Source organism: Aquitalea sp. ASV15, from assembly GCF_016429115.1.
Classification (GTDB): Bacteria; Pseudomonadota; Gammaproteobacteria; order Burkholderiales; family Chromobacteriaceae; genus Aquitalea; species Aquitalea magnusonii.
Window position 1 is genome coordinate 59623 of sequence record NZ_JAELTZ010000018.1, and the last position, 19376, is coordinate 78998.

Annotated in this window: 15 protein-coding genes; 8 read left to right on the top strand and 7 right to left on the bottom strand. The window is 60.0% G+C overall.

The features are described from left to right. Positions 1-50 precede the first annotated feature (50 nt). From JHD64_RS10225 to JHD64_RS10245, 5 genes are all read right to left on the bottom strand, one after another. Positions 51-1589 (bottom strand): amino acid permease, encoded by a 1539-nt coding sequence (locus JHD64_RS10225; protein WP_199053175.1) that lies wholly within the window; start codon positions 1587-1589, stop codon positions 51-53. Positions 1590-1820: 231 nt separating this feature from the next. Next, a complete protein-coding gene (locus JHD64_RS10230) occupies positions 1821-2531 on the bottom strand; it encodes a gamma-glutamyl-gamma-aminobutyrate hydrolase family protein (protein ID WP_110313324.1) in 711 nt (236 codons plus the stop codon). Continuing rightward, entirely contained in the window at positions 2528-3691 is a 1164-nt protein-coding gene (locus JHD64_RS10235; RefSeq protein WP_059287539.1) for an iron-containing alcohol dehydrogenase, read from the bottom strand. Before JHD64_RS10235 ends, JHD64_RS10230 begins: the two co-directional genes overlap by 4 nt. Before the next feature lie 3 nt (positions 3692-3694). Continuing rightward, positions 3695-5080 (bottom strand): aldehyde dehydrogenase family protein, encoded by a 1386-nt coding sequence (locus JHD64_RS10240; protein WP_199053176.1) that lies wholly within the window; start codon positions 5078-5080, stop codon positions 3695-3697. Next, entirely contained in the window at positions 5081-6424 is a 1344-nt protein-coding gene (locus tag JHD64_RS10245; protein WP_233170426.1) for a glutamine synthetase family protein, read from the bottom strand. It lies immediately after the preceding gene. Between the two features lie 283 nt (positions 6425-6707). Here JHD64_RS10245 and JHD64_RS10250 point away from each other — a divergent pair, with 283 nt between their 5' ends. From JHD64_RS10250 to JHD64_RS10265, 4 genes are all read left to right on the top strand, one after another. Then, positions 6708-7580, top strand: coding sequence for a MurR/RpiR family transcriptional regulator (locus JHD64_RS10250; protein WP_199053178.1), 873 nt, complete (start codon positions 6708-6710; stop codon positions 7578-7580). 64 nt (positions 7581-7644) lie between these two features. Continuing rightward, a complete protein-coding gene (locus JHD64_RS10255; protein ID WP_059286473.1) occupies positions 7645-8145 on the top strand; it encodes a YajQ family cyclic di-GMP-binding protein in 501 nt (166 codons plus the stop codon). A gap of 115 nt (positions 8146-8260) precedes the next feature. Next, on the top strand, positions 8261-9862 hold the full coding sequence (locus JHD64_RS10260; protein ID WP_110313322.1) for an NAD(P)/FAD-dependent oxidoreductase: 1602 nt from the start codon (positions 8261-8263) through the stop codon (positions 9860-9862). Positions 9863-10197: 335 nt separating this feature from the next. Beyond that, positions 10198-11820 (top strand): methyl-accepting chemotaxis protein, encoded by a 1623-nt coding sequence (locus tag JHD64_RS10265; RefSeq protein WP_199053179.1) that lies wholly within the window; start codon positions 10198-10200, stop codon positions 11818-11820. Between the two features lie 82 nt (positions 11821-11902). Here JHD64_RS10265 and JHD64_RS10270 read toward each other — a convergent pair whose 3' ends face one another. Together JHD64_RS10270 and JHD64_RS10275 are read right to left on the bottom strand one after the other, a co-directional pair. Beyond that, entirely contained in the window at positions 11903-13390 is a 1488-nt protein-coding gene (locus JHD64_RS10270; protein WP_110313320.1) for an aldehyde dehydrogenase, read from the bottom strand. Positions 13391-13450: 60 nt separating this feature from the next. Beyond that, positions 13451-13996 carry a cupin domain-containing protein gene (locus tag JHD64_RS10275; protein WP_059287325.1) on the bottom strand — a complete coding sequence of 182 codons (546 nt, stop codon included), beginning with the start codon at positions 13994-13996 and terminating at the stop codon, positions 13451-13453. Positions 13997-14407: 411 nt separating this feature from the next. Between JHD64_RS10275 and JHD64_RS10280 the strand changes: the two genes are divergently transcribed. The 4 genes from JHD64_RS10280 (at position 14408) to motA (ending at position 19362) form a co-directional block, all read left to right on the top strand. Then, complete coding sequence (locus JHD64_RS10280) at positions 14408-15163, top strand: gamma-glutamyl-gamma-aminobutyrate hydrolase family protein (RefSeq protein ID WP_059287324.1); 756 nt, start codon at positions 14408-14410, stop codon at positions 15161-15163. 53 nt (positions 15164-15216) lie between these two features. Then, complete coding sequence (locus tag JHD64_RS10285; RefSeq protein WP_103523626.1) at positions 15217-16548, top strand: glutamine synthetase family protein; 1332 nt, start codon at positions 15217-15219, stop codon at positions 16546-16548. 218 nt (positions 16549-16766) lie between these two features. Next, entirely contained in the window at positions 16767-18146 is a 1380-nt protein-coding gene (locus JHD64_RS10290) for an aspartate aminotransferase family protein (protein WP_059287319.1), read from the top strand. A 358-nt stretch (positions 18147-18504) separates the two neighbouring features. Beyond that, on the top strand, positions 18505-19362 hold the full coding sequence (gene motA, locus JHD64_RS10295; RefSeq protein WP_059287320.1) for a flagellar motor stator protein MotA: 858 nt from the start codon (positions 18505-18507) through the stop codon (positions 19360-19362). The last annotated feature ends 14 nt before the right edge of the window (positions 19363-19376 follow it).

The following is a 19376-nucleotide window of genomic DNA, read 5'->3' on the forward strand; positions in this document are numbered from 1 at the left end:
AATGAAAACGGCCATGCCGGGCATGGCCGTCGTTCTGGGTGATCGCCGGCTCAGGCGGTCTTGTCCAGCGCGTTTTCAATTTCACGAATATGCGCCTGATGTTTCTGGATACGCTCGCCGACCGGTGGCCCCTTGAACTGCTTGCGCACCCCCAGCACAAACCAGATGAACAGCAAGACCAGCAGCAGGGCAATGGTGAGGTAGAGCACCTTCTCATTGGGTGGCTGTACGCCGACAAAGGCCAGGATGGCGCCGCCAATGGTGGCCAGCAGGGCAATCGGCTTGGAGGCGGCACCCAGGCTGAAAGGGCCTTTGTGGGTCCAGCTCTTGCCTTCGGCAAACAGGCCGGCCGTGGTGGGCAGGATGTAGGAAATGTACAGGAATACCGCAGAGCCGGCCGACAGCACGGTAAAGGCATCGCCATACAGAGTGGCGACAATGGCCAGGATGGCGCTGACCCAGATGGCCAGGCCCGGTGTGCGGTGTACGGGATGGACCTGTTTCAACTGGTGGGAGAAGGGCAGGCCGCCATCACGGGCAAAGGCATACATCATGCGCGAGGTGGAGGTCAGGCAGGCCAGGCCGCACAGATAATTGACCAGGAAAATGCCGATCCCCAATAGCGCTTTCAGTGCCGGTGGCAGGCTGCTGAGCAGCAGATCGAAGAAGCCCATGCCGGCTTTGACCCCGGCCTGCATGTTTGGCAGCACCAGCACAAAGGTGCAGATCAGGATGTAGCCGAACAGGGCCGACCACAGCACCGAGCGGATGATGCCCTTGGGCACATTGTGCGCGGCCTGGTGGGTTTCTTCCGAGGTATGCGCCGAAGCGTCGTAGCCGGTAAGGGTGTAGACGGTCAGCAGCAGGCCGGACAGGAAGAGCATCAGGCTGCTGTCGGTCTTGGGCCAGGTGCCGCCGTCGGCTCCGCTGAAGTTGGTAAAGGTGAACAGGCGCGAGAAATCCAGCGGGCCCGGTGCATAGGCCAGCAGTGAAACCGTCAGCAGCAGGGCGATGGCAAAGATCAGATAGCCGGACATGTCGGTCAGCCGGGTGGTGAGCTTGATGCCCAGGTGATTCAGCCAGGCCTGGCTTAGCGTGATGCCGGTCAGGAACAGCGTCTGCTCGGTCCAGGTGAGATGGTCGGGATTGATGCCCAGCAGGGGGGCGATCAGGGTTTTGAAAAAGGGGTCGTACACGCCGAAATTGACCGAGGCCACCACGAAGATCAGCCCCAGCAGATTGATCCAGGCGGTTACCCAGCCCAATCCCTTGCCCCCCAGAATGGACGACCAGTGATAGAGCCCGCCGGCGGTGGGGTAGGCCGAGGCGATCTGGGCCATGGCCGCGGCCACGATGCTGGCAAACAGCGCACCCACCGGCCAGCCTATGCCGATGGAGGCGCCGCCGCCAGCGCTGATGCCGGCGGGAAAGGCGGTGATGCCGCCAGCCAGTATGCAGATGATGGAAAAGGAAATGGCAAAGTTGGAAAAGCCGCTCATGCGCCTGGAAAGCTCCTGAGCGTAACCCATGCTGTGTAACAGTTTCTCGTCCTCACCCTGTGGTGCGGAGCCGTGCTGATCTCGGTTCATGATGATCCTCTTGCATGTGTTGACCTACACTGTATGGAAATGCACTGTGCTGAGACTTCACCCTTTGCTGCGCCCACGGCAGACGGCGGGCAACAGCGCGGCCTGCGTCCGGCCTTGCCGTGGCGGCAAGAGCCATACCCATCTGCCTTCTGTCCGTGTCTGTTGCGCGGCGCCCTGCGCGCCCGTGTTGCCGGGAATGCGCGGCAATACCTGCCGCTCTTGCTGTCGGCTTTAGTGACTGCGTTTGCTGCTCATGCGGACCAGCTCATCAAACAGCCCTTGCTGGCTGCTGTCTTCCCGTGCAGATAATTCCGGATGCCACTGCACGGCAATCAATTGCGGAAACCCTGCCACCTCGATGGCCTCGATCACGCCATCGGCAGCCCAGGCCACGGCCTGCACGCCCTGGCCCGGCTGGTCGATGGCCTGGTGGTGCCAGGACTTGGTGGCCACTTCGGTGCTGCCCAGCAGCCCGGCCAGGCAGGAGTCGGCCGCCACCCTGACCCGGTGCAGCGTGGGGTCGCGCGGTGCCACCCGATGTTCCACCGCCTCGCCCACCACATCCGGCAAATGCAGGTGCAGTGTCCCGCCCAGTACGGTATTGAGAATCTGCAAGCCACGGCAGATGGCCAGTGTCGGCAGCTTGCGTTGCAGCAGGGCGCGGGCCAGCGCGGTTTCGGTGTGGTCACGCTCCGGACTGAGGTTGTAAATGGTGGGGTGATCGCCGCCGTCGAACAGTTCCGGGTCGATATCGCCGCCGCCTATCAGCACCACGCCGTCCAGCGCATCCAGCCAGCTGTCGATGGCGGCAGCGCCCACGGGCGGCAGCAGTACCGGCGCCCCGCCCGCGCGAACCACCGCATGCACGTAGTCCACCGGGGTGTGATAGCCATGGCCCTGGCCGGCGGGGTAGGTGGTCAGGCCGATGAGCGGGGGCTTCATGGCAGCTGGCCTTGCACGGCAGCCAGATAGATGGCGCTGTAGTCGCTGGCACTCAGCGGCAGCGGATTGCCACCATCGCTGGGGTCGGCCTTGGCCATGCGGCCGATCTCGCTGGCCTGTTCTGCCGGAATATTGATCTGCCCCAGGCTGTGCGGGATGCCCAGGTCGCTGCGCAGCTGCAGTATCCAGGCCAGGAAACCATCAAAACTGCTGTCGGCCAGGCCGATATAGCGGGCTGCGGCGGCCAGTTTGTCGGCAATGGCCGGACGATTGCGCACCAGCACATAGGGCAGCAGGATGGCATTGGCCAGGCCGTGGTGGGTGTCGAACACCGCCCCGATGGGATGCGCCAGGGCATGTACCCCGCCCAGTCCCTTCTGGAAGGCGGTGGCGCCCATGATGGAGGCGGCCAGCATGTGCGAGCGGGCTTCGATATGGCTGCCATCGGCATAGGCGGTGGGCAGCCAGTCGTGTACCAGTTTCATGCCTTCCAGTGCCACGCCCTGCGCCAGCGGGTGGTAGGTGGGCGAGCAATAGGCTTCCAGATTGTGCACCAGCGCATCAATGCCGGTGGCGGCGGTCAGCTGCGGGGGCAGGCCGGCGGTGAGTTCCGGGTCGGCCAGCACCAGTCTGGGCAGCATGGACGGGTGGAAGATGATGACCTTGCGGTGGTCTTCTTCATCAATGATCAGCGAGGCACGGCCCACTTCCGAGCCGGTGCCGGAGGTGGTCGGCACGGCAATGGTGGGCGCCACGCCGGCCACATTCACCCGCAGCCAGTTATCGCCCACGTCCTCAAAATCCCATAGCGGACGGTCCTGCCCCACCATCAGCGCAATGGCCTTGCCCACATCCAGTGCGCTGCCGCCCCCTACCGCGATCACACCATCGTGCTTGCCCTCCTTGTAGGCATTGACCCCGGCATAGACATCACGGCCTACCGGATTGGGGCGCATATCGCTGAATACATGGGCGTCCATGCCGGCGGATGCCAGATAGTCGAGCAGTCGGGCCACCAGTGGCAGCCGGGCGAGACCAGGGTCGGTGACCAGCAGCGGGCGGCGCATGCCCAGTTGCTGGCACAGCGCGGGCAGCTCGCTGGCGCGGCCTGCGCCAAAGCGGATGCTGGTCGGATAGTTCCAGTTACCTTGCAGTTGCATGCTTTACCCCTTGAGATGGAAGGATTTGATACGGGTGAGCTGCTGATAGCCCAGCACGGATAGCGAAATGCCGCGGCCAGTGTCCTTGACCCCGGTCCAGGCCAGGGCAGGGTCCAGGTAGTCACAGCGGTTCATGAATACCGTGCCGGTGGCAATGTCATTGCCCAGGCGGATGGCGGCTTCGCGGTCCTGCGTCCACAGCGAGGCGGTGAGGCCATAGGCGCTGTCGTTCATCAGCGCCACGGCCTGCTCATCGGAATCCACCGGCATGATGCCGATGACCGGGCCAAAGCTCTCCTCCCGCATCACGCTCATGCCGTGGTGCACATCCACCAGGACTTGCGGGGCCAGATAGGCCGTGCCCGGCGCATCGGCGGCAAAGTGCCCGGCCGGAATCAGCGCCCGCGCCCCTACGGCGACGGCATCGGCAATCTGGCCACGCACAAAGGCGGCAGCACTGGCGCGCACCATGGGGCCGAGATTGGTGGCGGCATCCAGCGGGTTGCCAAAGCGGTAAGCCTTGGTCAGTTCGACAAAGCCATCGACAAAGGCGCTGTAGTGGCTGCGGTGGACATAGATGCGCTCGATGCCGCAGCAGGATTGGCCGGAGTTGAAAAAGGCACCGTCCACCAGGTTTTCGATGGCGCTGGCCAGGTCGGCATCGGCGCGCACATAGGCCGGGTCCTTGCCACCCAGCTCCAGCCCCACGCCGATAAAGCGTTCACTGGCGGCCTGTTGTACTGTACGGCCACCAGCCACCGAGCCGGTAAAGGCGACAAAATCGATCTGCGGCGCGGCCACCAGCCGCAGGGTGGCCGCATGGTCCAGCTGCAGGCTCTGGAATACTCCGGCAGGCAGGCCGGCCGCATCAAAAGCCTGCTGGAACAACTCGGTCACCAGCGGGGTTTGCGAGGAGTGCTTGAGGATGACGGTATTGCCGGCGGCCAGCGCCGGCACGATGGTATTGATGGCGGTGAGGAAGGGGTAATTCCACGGCGCCAGCACCAGTACCGTGCCCAGTGGCTCGCGGCGCAGAAAGCGCTGGAAACCAGGCTTGGCGGCGGGGTGGATGTCAGCCAGCCCTTCCTCGGCAATAGCCAGCATGTGTCGGGCGCGCTCTTCCAGACCGCGCACTTCGCCGGGCGACTGGCTGATGGGGCGGCCAATCTGGCGGGTGATGGCCTCGGCACAGGCGTCCTTGTGCGCTACCAGCCAGTCTACCGCTTTGCCGATCAGCGCCTTGCGTTCGGCCAGCGGGGTATGTCGCCAGCCGCACTGTGCTGCCGTGGCAGCATCCAGTACGGCCTGGGTCTGGCTGGGCGTGGAGTAGGGGCGCTCCAGCAGGATGGCACCATCGACGGGGGAGATGACGGAATAGGATGTGCTCATTTAGATGATCTCGAAGTAGCGTTTCAATTCCCAGTCGGTGACATGGCGCTGGAACACGCGTTCTTCCCACTCGCGCGTGGCGGCGAAGTGGTCGACAAAATCATCGCCAAACCAGTCGCGGGCGGCGGCCGAGGCGCGCAGCGCCTGGGCGGCGTCCCACAGGGTGCGATGCAGTTGCAGATGGGGCGGGGCTTGCAGCAGATAGCCATTGGCCGTGACCGGCTCTTCTGGCTCGATCTTGTTTTCGATGCCGTACAGGCCGGCAGCCAGCCCGCTGGCCAGCGCCAGATAAGGGTTGGTATCGGCACCCGGCAGGCGGTATTCCACCCGCTGCGATTTGCTGCTGCCCGGAATGGCGCGGATGGCCACAGTGCGGTTATCCACCCCCCATAGCGCGCTGGTAGGCGCCCAGTAACCCGGCACCAGCCGGCGGAAACTGTTGATGGTGGGGGCGGCCAGGCTCATGAATTGCGGCATCAGTTTTTGAATGCCGCCAATGAAATGGCGCATGGTGTCGCTGATATTGTGATCGCGCCCGCTCTGGTGGAAGGCGCTGTGGCCATCGCGGTTCTTCAGCGAGATATGGATGTGCCCGCCCTGGCCGGAGTGTTCTTCGTTCCACTTGGCCATATAGCAGATCATGCGCCCCTGTTTTTCTGCCAGCACCTTGGAGAAGGTCTTGAAGCACACTGCGTTGTCGGCGGCGGTCATGGCCTTGTCCACCGTCAGTGCGGCTTCCAGGGCGCCGGGGCCGGTTTCTTCGTGAAAGCCTTCTACCGGCATATTCATCTGCTCGCACAAATCGAGCAGGCCGCGGTAGAAATCGGTATTCACCGAGTTACGCAGCACCGAGTAGCCGAAAGCACCGCTGCCCAGCGGTTTGGGATTCTGGTACAGCTTGTCTTGCAGCGCGGCATTGCTTTCGTCGGTGACCAGGAATTCGTATTCGAAGCCGGCCATCGGCTCAAAGCCCATGGTGCGGGCACGCTCCACCACCCGCCGCAGTACGCCGCGCGGACACAGCCCTTCCAGCCTGCCCACCACCTCGCCCTGCACGAAGATCATATTGTCTTCCAGAGGCAGTTCACGACAGGACTCGGGAATCAGCCGGATCTGCGCGTCGCCATAGCCACGGCCCCAGCCGGTGAGCAGGGTGTTGTCGTACAGCTTGTCGCCCACGTCCCAGCCGAACACCACATCACAGAAGCCGAAGCCGCCCTCCAGCGAGGACAGGAACTTGTCACGCGACATGTATTTGCCGCACATCACGCCATCGATATCAACCAGGCCAACCTTGATCTGCCGTAGCTGGCGCTGTTCGATCAGGGTCTTCAAATCTGCCATTGTCTTTACATGCCGAGCATCCATGATTGCTCCTTGCGCTGGTGTTGGGTGGGTGGCAGGGGGATTCCTTCTCCTGTTGCGGCTAGTATTGTTCGTTAGAAAAACATCAATCAAGATAAAAATGTAATAAAAATTAGATTGTGCTGTGCAATGTGGAAGCAATGCCACAGTGCCGTTTTGGCGCTGTGGACTGCTATCATTGCCGGGTGAAGGTTGGCTGCGCCTTGTTGCCGGCCATTGATAACAGGTACTTGTCAGCCAGTGCCTGATTGCGGAGAAGCCTGTGAGTAATAGCCGGTCCATCGCGGAAGAACTGCGCGTGCTGTTTGAAACCCTGACCCCGACCGAGCGCAAGGTAGGGCGGGTGCTGCTGGCGAATTACCCGGTGGCCGGGCTGGAAACCATCGCCCAGCTGGCGCTCAGGGCGGATGTCAGTGGCCCGACCGTGCTGCGCCTGATCAGCAAGCTGGGCTTCGACAGCTACACCGCCTTTCAGACCGCCTTGCGGGATGAGCTGGAAATCCGCCTGCAGTCGCCGCTGGTGCGCCACGACCCGGCCCAGCTGCAGGGCGACAGTGATTTTCTGGTCAGCTACGCGGCGCGCATCACCCAGCTGATGCAGGAAACGGTGGCGCATCTGCCGCGGGTGGAGTTCGATGGCGTGGTGGACCTGCTGGGCGAGCGCAAGAACCGCATCTGGCTGTTGGGCGGGCGCTTGACTGATCCGCTGGCGGCCTATCTGGGCCACCACCTGAAAGTGGTGCGGCCCGACGTGGTGCATCTGCGTGGGGTGCCATCCAGCTGGGCTGACTCGCTGGTGGACATGGGCAAGCATGATGTGCTGGTGATCTTCGACATCCGCCGCTATTGGGATGGCGCCTTGCACATTGCCGAGATGGCCGCACAACGCAAGGTCAGCGTTTTGCTGTTTACCGACCAGTGGCTGTCGCCGGTATCGCGGGTGGCGCGCTTTACCCTGGCGGCCCACACCGCCGGCCCTTCCGGCTGGGATACCAATACGCCCTTGATGTTGCTGGTGGATGCCGTCATCGCCGCCCTCAATACCCGGCAATGGGCGGCCATCAGCGACCGTCTGCAGGAAGTGGAAGCCATGCGCGCGCGGCTGGGCGAGGGCAGCCACCGGGCTGACGAGTGACAAGGGCCGGCGCAGCCACTAAAATTGCCCGATTAAGCCTTATCTGCCTTACAGGACCAGTCCCATGCCGTCTTTTGATATTGTTTCCGAAGTCAATAAAGTAGAAGTGCGCAATGCCATCGAGCAGGCCAACAAGGAAGTGTCCACCCGCTACGATTTCAAGGGTAGCGATTCCCGTATCGAGCAGACCGACAAGGAAGTCACCCTGTATGCCGACGCCGAATTCCAGCTGGACCAGGTCAACGATATCCTGGTCAGCAAGCTGTCCAAGCGCGGTGTCGATGTGCGCAGCCTGGAATATGGCAAGCTGGAAAAAGTGAGTGGCAACAAGGTGAAGAAGGTGCTGACCGTGAAGGAAGGCCTGGAAACCGAAATGGCCAAGAAGATCGTCAAGCTGATCAAGGATTCCAAGCTGAAAGTACAAGCCAGCATCCAGGGTGAGGCGGTACGGGTGTCCGGCGCCAAGCGCGACCTGCTGCAAGAATGCATCGCCTTGCTGCGCAAGGAAATTGCCGATGACAAGGAAAACGGCGTACCGCTGCAGTTCAACAACTTCCGCGACTAAGCCCGTTTTCTTCTGTGCAAAACCGGCCCCTGGTGGCCGGTTTTGCTTTTGGCGGGCGTCCCTCCTACAATACGGCCCTTGTTGAATAGACAGCAACCTGTGCATTGGAATCAGCATGTTACGCATTACCGAACTCAAGCTGCCGCTGGATCACAGCGCAGCAGAACTCGGCGACGCCATTGTCGCCTTTCTGGGCATCAAGCCGGCCGACCTGAAAAGCTACACCGTGTTCAAGCGCAGCTATGACGCGCGCCGCGGTGTGATGAGCCTGGCTTACATCATCGATATGGAAGTGGAAGGCGAGGCCAAATTGCTGGCCCGCTTCAAGGGCAATCCGCATGTGCTGCCCACGCCGGATACCCGCTATCACTTTGTCACCCAGGCTCCGGCCACGCTGAGCAAGCGCCCGGTCGTCGTGGGCTTTGGCCCCTGTGGCCTGCTGGCAGCGCTGGTATTGGCGCAGATGGGCTTCAAGCCCATCGTGCTGGAGCGCGGCAAGAAGGTGCGCGAACGTACCAAGGATACCTGGGGCCTGTGGCGCAAGAATGTGCTGAATCCGGAGTCAAACGTGCAGTTTGGCGAGGGCGGAGCCGGTACTTTTTCTGACGGCAAGCTGTACAGCCAGATCAAGGACCCGCGCCATCTGGGGCGCAAGGTGCTGACCGAGTTCGTCAAAGCCGGTGCGCCGGAGGAAATCCTGTTCATCGCCAAGCCGCACATCGGCACCTTCCGCCTGGTCAGCATGGTGGAAAAGATGCGCGCGGAAATCGAGTCGCTGGGCGGGGAAATCCGCTTCCAGCAGCGCGTGACCGATCTGCACATCGACAAGGGTCATATCCGTGGCCTGACGCTGGCCGATGGCAGCCAGATCGAAGCCGATCATGTCATTCTCGCCCTCGGTCACAGTGCGCGCGACACTTTCGAAATGCTGTATCAGCGTGGCGTGTTCATGGAAGCCAAGCCCTTCTCGGTGGGCTTCCGTATCGAGCATCCGCAAACCATGATCGACAAGGCGCGCTGGGGCAAGTATGCCGGCCACCCGATTCTGGGGGCGGCCGACTACAAGCTGGTACACCACGCCAGCAATGGCCGTGCGGTGTACAGCTTCTGCATGTGTCCGGGCGGGCAGGTGGTGGCGGCCACCTCGGAAGAGGGCCGTGTGGTTACCAATGGCATGAGCCAGTACTCGCGCGCCGAGCGCAATGCCAACTCCGGCCTGGTGGTCAGCATCAACCCGGAAGACTATCCGGGTGGTGCACTGGCTGGTATTGCCTTCCAGCGCGCGCTGGAAAGCCACGCCTATGTGCTGGGTGGCAGCACCTACGAAGCACCGGCGCAACTGGTGGGCGACTTCCTGGCGGGGCGTGCCTCCACGGCGGTGGGATCGGTGGAACCTTCCTACCAGCCTGGCGTGCACTGGACCGATCTGGCCAGCGCGTTGCCGGATTTCGCCATTACCGCCATGCGCGAGGCGCTGCCGGAATTCGGCAAGAAAATCCGCGGCTATGACATGCACGATGCGGTGCTGACCGGGGTGGAAACCCGCACCAGCTCGCCACTGCGCATCACCCGTGGCGAAGATTTGCAAAGCCTGAACGTGAAGGGCCTGTATCCGGCCGGCGAGGGCGCTGGCTACGCTGGCGGCATTCTGTCCGCCGGGGTGGATGGCATTCGCGTGGCCGAGGCGCTGGCGCTGGAGATGGTGGCGCAGGGATAAGCCAAGCCAGCGTCACCATATTGATGCCGGGCGTTTGGCCTGGCTGCTTGGCCTCCCCGTTGTGGGCAGTGAAAAGCGCTTCGAATGAAGCGCTTTTTTTATGCCTGCCGGCAATGGCCGGCTCGATATGCTGCAATCCGCGGTTGATCCCATTGCGATGCCATTCGGGTAATGGCCAGGCTTATTTTCGGGTGGATTATTTTAGAAGATGAATGCGAGAGCGCCATGTCAACTTCCCGTTCTAAATGACATGTGTCAACAGTTTTGTCTTCCTGTTTATCGGTATTGGCTGATGCTATAAGAAATGATTAACCGCTTAAATACAGGTGTTCAAGATGAAACTGTCATCCCAATTACTGGCGGCCATCTTTTTCTCCGTCATGGTGATCATTACCCTGGTTTTCATGGCCATGTATTTTGAAAGGGAAGCGGATGGTCGCCTGGTGGGTGCGCTGAGTAATCTGATTCCCTCGGTCAAGGATTTGAATGCGGCAACCGATTCATTTGTCAATTTGCGCACCGCGGTGAATCAGACCGCGCTGTCGGTTACCACGACAGACCGAGGCAAGACAATGGAAATGATCAGTCAGGCGGAAAAGGGGGTAAGCGCTGCATTGTATCGCTATGGTCAGAATGATATCTACGATGAAGCTGACCGGAATTTGTTGCAAAAAGACAGGATGACATTTGAGCACTATGTGCAGCGTATTCATGCGGCCATTGCTGGCGAGAAAGATCAGGCCGGCCGGGATATTGCCATTAATCGTTTTCTGGCCGGTGATATCAAACAGGCAGCGGAAGGATTTTTACAGGCCATTCGGGAGCATGTTGCCTACAATGTCAAGTTGGCGGCCGACTTTCAGGACCAGGATGAAAAGGTATCCGCAAGAAATAAAGTCATCTTAATGTCGGTGGCAATCACTGCCTTGTGTGTGCTTGCGGTCATCTATTGGGGTGTCTATCGTTCTGTTATTGGTGGCCTGCAAGAAATAAAAACCGTGATTATTGCTTTGAGCAAGGATAGAAATTTCACGGTACGGCTTTCGCGTCATGGCAAGGATGAGGTCAGTGAAACATTCAACTACATCAATGAGCTGATCAAGAATCTGCATCGCAGTTTCAGTGAAATGCAGGCCAGTGCGCAGGATGTCATCGTCGCTTCAAAGCAAGTCAGCCAGTCTGCACGCAGGGTGTCTGCAGCTTCCGGACAGCAGAGCGAGTCATCTGCCAGCATGGCAGCCTCGATCAGGCAAATGACACAAAGCGTGAATAATATTTCCGACCGCAGTGCTGATGCGCGCAGCCTGGCGCACGAAGCCGGGCGCTTGGCCAATCAGGGTTCGGCAACCATTTCGCAGACCATTCGCGATATTCACGATATAGCCAGTGCAGTCGGGCAGTCCGGCGAGAGTATCCGTGCCATGGAAAGCTATAGCGGTAACGTCAATACCATTGTGCAGGTCATCAAGGAAATCGCCGATCAAACCAATCTGCTGGCCCTGAATGCGGCAATTGAAGCAGCCAGAGCCGGAGAGATGGGGCGTGGTTTTGCGGTTGTTGCCGATGAGGTACGCAAGCTGGCGGAAAGAACCTCTGTTTCGACGCAGGAGATATCGCAAACCATCAATGCCATGCGGGAGAAATCGAGCATGGCCACCGAGCAGATGCGGATTGCCGAGGAGCTGACCGGTGTGGGCGTGCTCCGGGCGGATGATGCGGATCAGGCGATTGCCAAGATCGGTAGTGCGACGGCCCAGACGGTGAGGATGGTGGAGGAGATTGCCAATACCATTCAGGAGCAGCGGGCGTCCGCCAATAATATCTCGCGCCAGATCGAACATGTGGTGCAGATGGCTGAAGAGTCCTCCGAGACAGCCGCAGGCGTGGCCCAAAATTCGGTCAGCCTGCTTGAGCTGGCAGAAAAACAGACCAGCATCATCTACCAGTACCAGATCTGAGTGCCGGGAGCAGCACCATGGAAAAAGAGCCTTTGCAAACCGCAAAGGCTCTTTGGGGCCAAACACAGCGGCCAGGCCGGTGTTACAGCTTGATCAGCGTGCTCTTCAGCTCACTGTATTTTTCCAGCGCGTGCAGCGATTTGTCGCGGCCATTGCCCGACTGCTTGAAGCCGCCGAAGGGGAAGTTCATGTCGCCGCCTTCGTCGTAGCAGTTGACCCACACGGTGCCGGCGCGCAGGCGACGCGAAACCTGGTGGGCGGTGCTGACATTGGAAGTCCATACCGCAGCGGCCAGGCCATACTCGGTATCGTTGGCGATGCGAATGGCTTCGTCCAGGGTGTCAAAGGTGATCACCGACAGCACCGGGCCAAAGATTTCCTCGCGGCAGGTGGTCATGTCCGGGCGTTGGCAATCAAAGGCGGTCGGCTCGATGAACAGGCCCTTGTCGGTGTGGGCGGCCTTGCCGCCGCAGATCAGGCCGGCACCTTCGCTGATTCCCTTGTCGACATAGGACAGCACCTTGTCGTACTGGATCTTGTCGACAATGGCCCCCATGCTGGTGGCCGGGTCCAGCGGATCGCCGGGGAACCAGCCCTGGGCAGCCTTCTTGAACTCGGCCAGGAAAGCCTCTTTCACGCTGCGCTGTACCAGCACGCGCGAGCCGGCGGTACACATTTCCCCCATATTGAAGAAAATGGCGCCGGCTGCGGTACGGGCAGCCTTGGCAATGTCCGGGCAGTCTTCCAGCACGATATTCGGCGACTTGCCACCCAGTTCCAGCCAGACCCGCTTGAGGTTGGATTGCGCGGCATAGCCGGCAATCAGCTTGCCCACGCCGGTGGAGCCGGTAAACGCCAGGCAGTCCACGTCCATGTGCAGGGCCAGTGCCTTGCCGACGTCACCGGCACCGGGCAGTACCTGGAAGATGCCATCCGGGATGCCGGCATCCTTGGCCAGTTGCGCCAGGCGGATGGCGGTGAGCGGGGATTTTTCCGACGGCTTGACGATGACGGCATTGCCCGCTGCCAGGGCAGGACCGAATTTCCAGCTGGCCATCAGTATGGGGAAGTTCCACGGCACCACCGCAGCCACCACGCCAATCGCTTCGCGGGTCACCAGGCCCACCAGCTTGGGATCGACCGGCGCCACTTCGCCACCGATCTTGTCGATGGCTTCGGCAAACCATTCCACGCAGTAAGCCGCACCCGGCACATCCACCGTGGTGGAGTCGCCAATCGGCTTGCCCATGTCCAGTGTTTCCAGCAGCGCCAGCTCGTCGCCATGTTCGCGAATCAGCGCGGCAAAGCGTTTCAGGATCTTGCCGCGAGCCAGCGGTGCCAGTTCCGACCATTTGCCGGAATCAAAGGCGGCGCGAGCAGCGGTCACGGCAGCGTTGACCTCGGCTTCGCCGCAGCTGGCGATGTCCGCCAGTTTCTGACCGTTGGCCGGATTGACGCAATCGAAGGTCTTGCCATCGGCGGCGCTGGTGTAGGCACCGTTGATGAAGGCACGGCCTTCGATGTTCAGTTGTGCAGCAAGCTGTTTCCACTCTGCATGGGTACGCGCCATGGGTCTTCTCCTGATATTTATGTAAGGTGATTCCGGTTGCTCGTTGCTGGCGACCGTCAATCAGAATGTGGGCGGCGAGCTGGCGCTGACCATTTCGCAGATTTCGTTGCCGATGTTGCGAAAGCGATGCGGCAGTTTGCTGTCGAAATAGTAAGAGTCGCCCGGACCCAGAATGCGGGTTTCGTTGTTGACCGTGATTTCAATCGAACCGGCAATGATGACGCCACCTTCCTGGCCTTCATGCATCAGCATGTCGGGGCCGGTGTCGGCACCCGGTTCGTAGTGCTCTTTCAGAATGGCGATATCGCGCCGTTCATGGGCGGTGCCGACCAGCAGCAGCTTGATTTGATCATTGCCCAGATTGGGGAGTTCTTTTGCCTGGTAGAACACGCGCGGCTGTTGCGGCTCTACATCAAAAGTGAAAAATTCCGCCAAGGTCATCGGCAGGCCTTCCAGTACCTTCTTCAAGGAGCTGATCGACGGGCTGACGCGATTCTGCTCGATCAGGGAGATCGTGCCATTGGTGACGCCTGCCCGCTTGGCAAGTTCGCGTTGTGACAGACCAAACCGGTCTCTGACCACTCTCAATCGTGCGCCTACATCCATCTGGCTGCTTCCATCTATGTTAATAATTTTAGACGTTCCATCATATGGTTTTTGATCGTATCCTGCATCTGTTGTTGCGCTGCAAAATCAAATTTCTTTGCATGTTTTGGAGTTTATAGCCAGAATCAGCCTCAGGAATCAAGGGTGTTGTGAATTTTTTTAAACATCTGCAACAGTATATTTGATCAAACCTTGGTTTGTGCGATGATAGCATTCATGCTGTCCGTCATGGTTTGCCGGACAGCATGATGGGTACTTCCTTCTGTTCAGTTTCTTGTGGCCGCTACGGCCGGACATGAGTCACACTGGACAGGCGCGGTACCAGGCTGCAGCCAGGCCGTGGTGTGCAGCCGCTGGCAACCTGTCGGAAACCGCGTGTGCGGTTTCTCCAATCGAGTCAACGAGGTCCTTATGCAGCAACCGATTATCGGCATTCCGTGTGATGTGAAAATGGTGGGCGGTCTGCCATTTCATGCGGTTGGCGAGAAATACATTGCAGCTGCCGCAGGTGGCGTGGGTGGTATTCCGGTGTTGATCCCGTCGCTGGGTGATGCAGCGCCGCTGCGCGAATATCTCAAGTTTGTGGACGGTGTGCTGTTGCCTGGTTCACTGTCCAATGTAGAGCCTCATCGTTATGGCGGCGCTGCCAGCCGCCAGGGAACACTTCATGATCCGGCGCGTGATGCAACCACGCTGCCGCTCATCGACCTTCTTCTGCAAGAAGGCATCCCGCTTCTGGGTATTTGTCGCGGTTTCCAGGAAATCAATGTTGCACTGGGCGGCGAACTTTTCCAGCACGTACAGGAAGAGCCAGGCTTTAGCGATCATCGCGAGCCGGATACTCAGAATCTGGATGAGATGTATGGTCTGGCACATGCCCTGCACCTGCAACCGGACAGCCTGCTCAAGAGCTGGCTGGGGCAGGATGAAGTCAGGGTGAACTCGCTGCACCAGCAAGGGATCAAACGTCTGGCCGACCGCCTGATTGCGGAAGGCGTGGCGGATGACGGGCTGGTGGAAGCATACCGGGTCAGGGATGCCAAGGGCTTTGCCTATGGCGCGCAGTGGCATCCTGAATGGAAATACTGGGAAAACCCGGTGTCCATGGCCATTTTCAATGCGTTCGGTGACGCTTGCCGCGCGCGTCGTGCCAGCCGTCAGGGCTGAATCGCACGTCATCCAGAGCCGGTTCACCGGCCACTATGGAAGTAGAGGAAAACATGAACCAAATCAATGATTGGCTGCGAGAACATCGCATCACGGAAGTCGAGTGCATCGTCCCGGACATGACCGGCGTGGCACGCGGCAAGATCGTCCCCAAGGACAAATTCGTCTCCGACCCGGAAATGCGTCTTCCGGAAGCGGTACTGATCCAGACGGTGACCGGCGACTATCCGGACGACAGCATGCTGGACCTGACCGACCCGGACATGGTGCTGACGCCGGATCCGAACTCGCTGCGCTTTGTGCCGTGGGCTGCCGACCCCACCGCCCAGCTGATTTACGACTGCTACCGCGCCGATGGCTCGCTGGTGGACGTGGCACCGCGCAGCGTACTCAAGCGCGTGCTGGGCCTGTTTGACGAACTGGGCTTCGAACCGGTACTGGCGCCGGAGATGGAGTTCTACCTGATGTCGCCGAACCCGGATCCGGACATCCCGCTGACCGCACCGATCGGCCGTACCGGCCGCGCCGAGTTTGGCCGTCGTTCCTACTCCATCGATGCGGTGAACGAATTCGACCCGCTGTTCGAAGACATCTACGACTACTGCCATGCGCAGAATCTGGAAGTGGACACGCTGATTCATGAAATCGGCACCGCCCAGATGGAAATCAACTTCCTGCACGGCAACCCGCTGGATCTGGCCGACCAGGTCTTCCTGTTCAAGCGTACCGTGCGTGAGGCAGCCTTCCGCCACAATATGTACGCCACCTTCATGGCCAAGCCGATGGAAAACGAGCCGGGCTCGGCCATGCACATGCACCAGAGCCTGATCGACAAGAACACCGGCAAGAATGTGTTCACCAATGAAGATGGCAGCCCGTCCGACATCTTCTTCCACTTCATCGGCGGCATGCAGCACTACATCCCGGAAGTGATGCCGTTCTTTGCGCCGTACGTGAACTCCTTCCGTCGCCTCAGCCCGTATACCGCTGCGCCGACCAATGTGGAGTGGGGCTACGACAACCGCACCGTCGGCCTGCGCGTACCGCATTCTTCCCCGGCCGCCCGCCGCGTGGAAAACCGTGTGCCCGGCGTGGACGTGAACCCGTACATTGCCATGGCAGCGACACTGGCCTGCGGTTACCTGGGCATCGTCAACAAGATCAAGCCGCGCGAGCCGATGTCCACCGATGCCTACGAGCTGCCCTTCCAGTTCCCGCATGGTGCGGAAGAGTCGCTCAAGCGTCTGGCCGCCTGCCCGGATATTCCGGAAGTGATGGGCCCGCATTTCGTGAAGATGTATCTGGGTATGAAGGAGAAGGAATTCTCCGAGTACTTCCGCGTCATCAGCCCGTGGGAACGCAAGTTCCTGTTGCTGCACGTATAAAAAACATTTCAGGTGAGTGCTGCCGGTCCGCAGGGATTGGCAGCGGACGCCCGGCATGCCGGGCGTCCGGAGAGTGGCAGTCGCAGCAGGCATCTTGATCGCAAGGCCCGTCAGGGCCTTGTTTTAAACATCAATGTTGCAGCCTGAGGCTGGCCGATTCCGGCCAGCCCAACAATAAGCCCCGCAGGGGCTGGAGAGATAGTAGAGAGGAAGCTTTTATGCAGAACCAACGTACTACGACCGAATGGCGCGAACTGGATGCAGCACACCATCTGCATCCGTTTACCGATACCAACTCGCTGAACGAGCAGGGTGCGCGCGTCATCACCAAGGCCGATGGCATTTATCTGTACGACTCCGAAGGGAACAAGATTCTCGACGGAATGGCCGGCCTGTGGTGTGTGAATATCGGTTATGGCCGCAAGGATCTGCCGGAAGTGGCAAAGCGCCAGATGGAACAGCTGGCCTACTACAACACCTTCTTCAAGACCACGCATCCGGCCGTGGTGGAATTGTCCCACCTGCTGGCCGAAGTGGCACCGCAAGGCTTCAAACACGTTTTCTACACCAACTCCGGCTCCGAATCCGTTGACACCATGATCCGCATGGTGCGCCGTTATTGGGATGTAAAAGGCAAGAAGGACAAGAAAACCCTGATCGGCCGCTGGAATGGCTATCACGGTTCCACCATCGGCGGTGCCAGCCTGGGTGGCATGACTTATATGCACGAACAGGGTGATCTGCCGATTCCGGGCATCGTGCATGTGGAACAGCCGTGGTGGTACAAGCACGGCAAGGACATGACGCCGGAAGAGTTTGGCCTGGCCGCCGCCAAGTGGGTGGAAGACAAGATTCTGGAAGTGGGTGCCGACAAGGTGGCTGCCTTCGTGGGTGAGCCGATCCAGGGTGCCGGTGGCGTGATCGTGCCGCCGTCCACCTACTGGCCGGAAATCCAGCGCATCTGCCAGAAATACGACATCCTGCTGGTGGCGGATGAAGTGATCTGCGGCTTTGGTCGTACCGGCGAATGGTTTGGTCAGCAGGTATTCGGCTTTACCCCGGACATCTTCACCACCGCCAAGGGTCTGTCCTCCGGTTATCAGCCGATTGGCGCGGTATTCCTCAACGACAAGGTGGCCACTACCCTGGCCGAAGGCGGTGATTTCAACCACGGCTTCACCTACTCCGGTCACCCGGTGGCGGCTGCCGTGGCCCACGCCAATGTCAAGGCACTGCGTGACGAAGGCATTGTTGATCGCGTCAAGAACGACACCGGCCCCTATATGCAAAAACGCTGGCGTGAAGTGTTCGGCCAGTTCGAGCATGTGGACGATGTGCGCGGCGTGGGCCTGATTCAGGCTTTCACCCTGGTGAAGAACAAGGCCACGCGCGAACTGTTCCCCAACTTTGGTGAAATCGGCACCCTGTGTCGCGATATCTTCTTCAAGAACAACCTGATCATGCGTGCCTGCGGCGATCACATCGTCTCCGCACCGCCGCTGGTGATCAGCAAGGAAGAAATCGACCAGATGCTGGAAACGGCTGCCAAGTGCATGGTGGAGTTCGAGAAACAGCTGAAAGAGCGCGGTCTGGTCTGATCCGGCCTTGCCGCATGCCGTGTAAAAACGGGTCGCCCCATGGGCGGCCCGTTTTTTGCGTCAGTTCCGGCCATCATCGCCTTGGCAGAGGGCGCGGCACACGGCTACAAAAGAAGAGTGCGCCAGACTGCAAGCCCGACATGCCATGCTATTATTCGGGCTGCCGTGGCGATGTCGGGGGTCTGTGCCGCTGCGCGCAGACAAGCCGTATGGCACAGTGATGCAGTACTCCTGCTTTTCAGATGGGCAGGTGGCGTTTATCCTTGCGCATTGGGGCACTGCCAGCTTTTGACAGTGTATGCTTGCAGGCGGGGACGCAGGCTGCCGTCGCGATAATCACAATTACAGGATCAAGCTAATGTTTGTCGGAATCGGCTATCTCATCATTCTCGGCTCCGTGCTGGGCGGTTTCGTGGCGGCGGGCGGGCATGTCGAAGCCCTGATGCAGCCGCTGGAAGTGGTCATGATTGCCGGTGCGGCCATCGGCGCTTTCGTGGTGGCCAATGGTGGCGCTCCGCTCAAGGCTACGGTCAAGGCCATGCCTACCGTGTTCAAGGGCACACCGTATAACAAGGCTTTCTACATGGAGCTGTTCACCTTGCTGTTTGAAATCCTGTCCAAGGTGCGCAAGGAAGGTCTGATGTCGGTGGAAGCTGATGTGGAAAACCCGGAGTCCAGCCCGGTATTCTCCAAATATCCGGCGGTGTTGCACGATCACCATGTAGTGGAATTCATCTGTGACTATCTGCGGCTGATGGTAGGGGGCAATCTGAATGCCTTCGAAATCGAAAACCTGATGGATGTGGAAATCGAAACCCATCATCACGAAGGCGAGGTGCCGGTCAGTGCGGTCAAGGGCCTGGCCGACGGCTTGCCGGCTTTTGGTATCGTGGCCGCCGTGATGGGGGTGGTGCACACCATGGAATCGGTAGGGGCGCCGCCTTCCGAACTGGGCATGCTGATTGCCCATGCCCTGGTGGGGACCTTTCTCGGTATTTTGCTGGCGTATGGCTTTGTCGGCCCGCTGGCCAGCATTCTCGAATTCAAGCTGGGTGACGGAACCCGCGTGTTCCAGACCATCAAGGTGACCCTGCTGGCCAGCCTGAATGGCTATGCGCCGCAGGTGGCCGTGGAGTTTGGCCGCAAGGTGCTGACCTCGACGGATCGTCCTTCCTTCAAGGAACTGGAAGATCACGTCAAGCAAGCCAAGAAATAAGGCGCACAGGGTTA

Bases quoted from the DNA above. Each gene is read 5' to 3' on its own strand.
- JHD64_RS10270 (WP_110313320.1), bottom strand. From the start codon at position 13,390: ATGGCGCGTACCCATGCAGAGTGGAAACAGCTTGCTGCACAACTGAAC.
- JHD64_RS10245 (WP_233170426.1), bottom strand. From the start codon at position 6,424: ATGGCAGATTTGAAGACCCTGATCGAACAGCGCCAGCTACGGCAGATC.
- JHD64_RS10285 (WP_103523626.1), top strand. From the start codon at position 15,217: ATGAACCAAATCAATGATTGGCTGCGAGAACATCGCATCACGGAAGTC.
- motA (WP_059287320.1), top strand. From the start codon at position 18,505: ATGTTTGTCGGAATCGGCTATCTCATCATTCTCGGCTCCGTGCTGGGC.
- JHD64_RS10265 (WP_199053179.1), top strand. From the start codon at position 10,198: ATGAAACTGTCATCCCAATTACTGGCGGCCATCTTTTTCTCCGTCATG.
- JHD64_RS10260 (WP_110313322.1), top strand. From the start codon at position 8,261: ATGTTACGCATTACCGAACTCAAGCTGCCGCTGGATCACAGCGCAGCA.
- JHD64_RS10255 (WP_059286473.1), top strand. From the start codon at position 7,645: ATGCCGTCTTTTGATATTGTTTCCGAAGTCAATAAAGTAGAAGTGCGC.
- JHD64_RS10290 (WP_059287319.1), top strand. From the start codon at position 16,767: ATGCAGAACCAACGTACTACGACCGAATGGCGCGAACTGGATGCAGCA.
- JHD64_RS10275 (WP_059287325.1), bottom strand. From the start codon at position 13,996: ATGGATGTAGGCGCACGATTGAGAGTGGTCAGAGACCGGTTTGGTCTG.
- JHD64_RS10230 (WP_110313324.1), bottom strand. From the start codon at position 2,531: ATGAAGCCCCCGCTCATCGGCCTGACCACCTACCCCGCCGGCCAGGGC.
- JHD64_RS10240 (WP_199053176.1), bottom strand. From the start codon at position 5,080: ATGAGCACATCCTATTCCGTCATCTCCCCCGTCGATGGTGCCATCCTG.
- JHD64_RS10225 (WP_199053175.1), bottom strand. From the start codon at position 1,589: ATGAACCGAGATCAGCACGGCTCCGCACCACAGGGTGAGGACGAGAAA.
- JHD64_RS10235 (WP_059287539.1), bottom strand. From the start codon at position 3,691: ATGCAACTGCAAGGTAACTGGAACTATCCGACCAGCATCCGCTTTGGC.
- JHD64_RS10280 (WP_059287324.1), top strand. From the start codon at position 14,408: ATGCAGCAACCGATTATCGGCATTCCGTGTGATGTGAAAATGGTGGGC.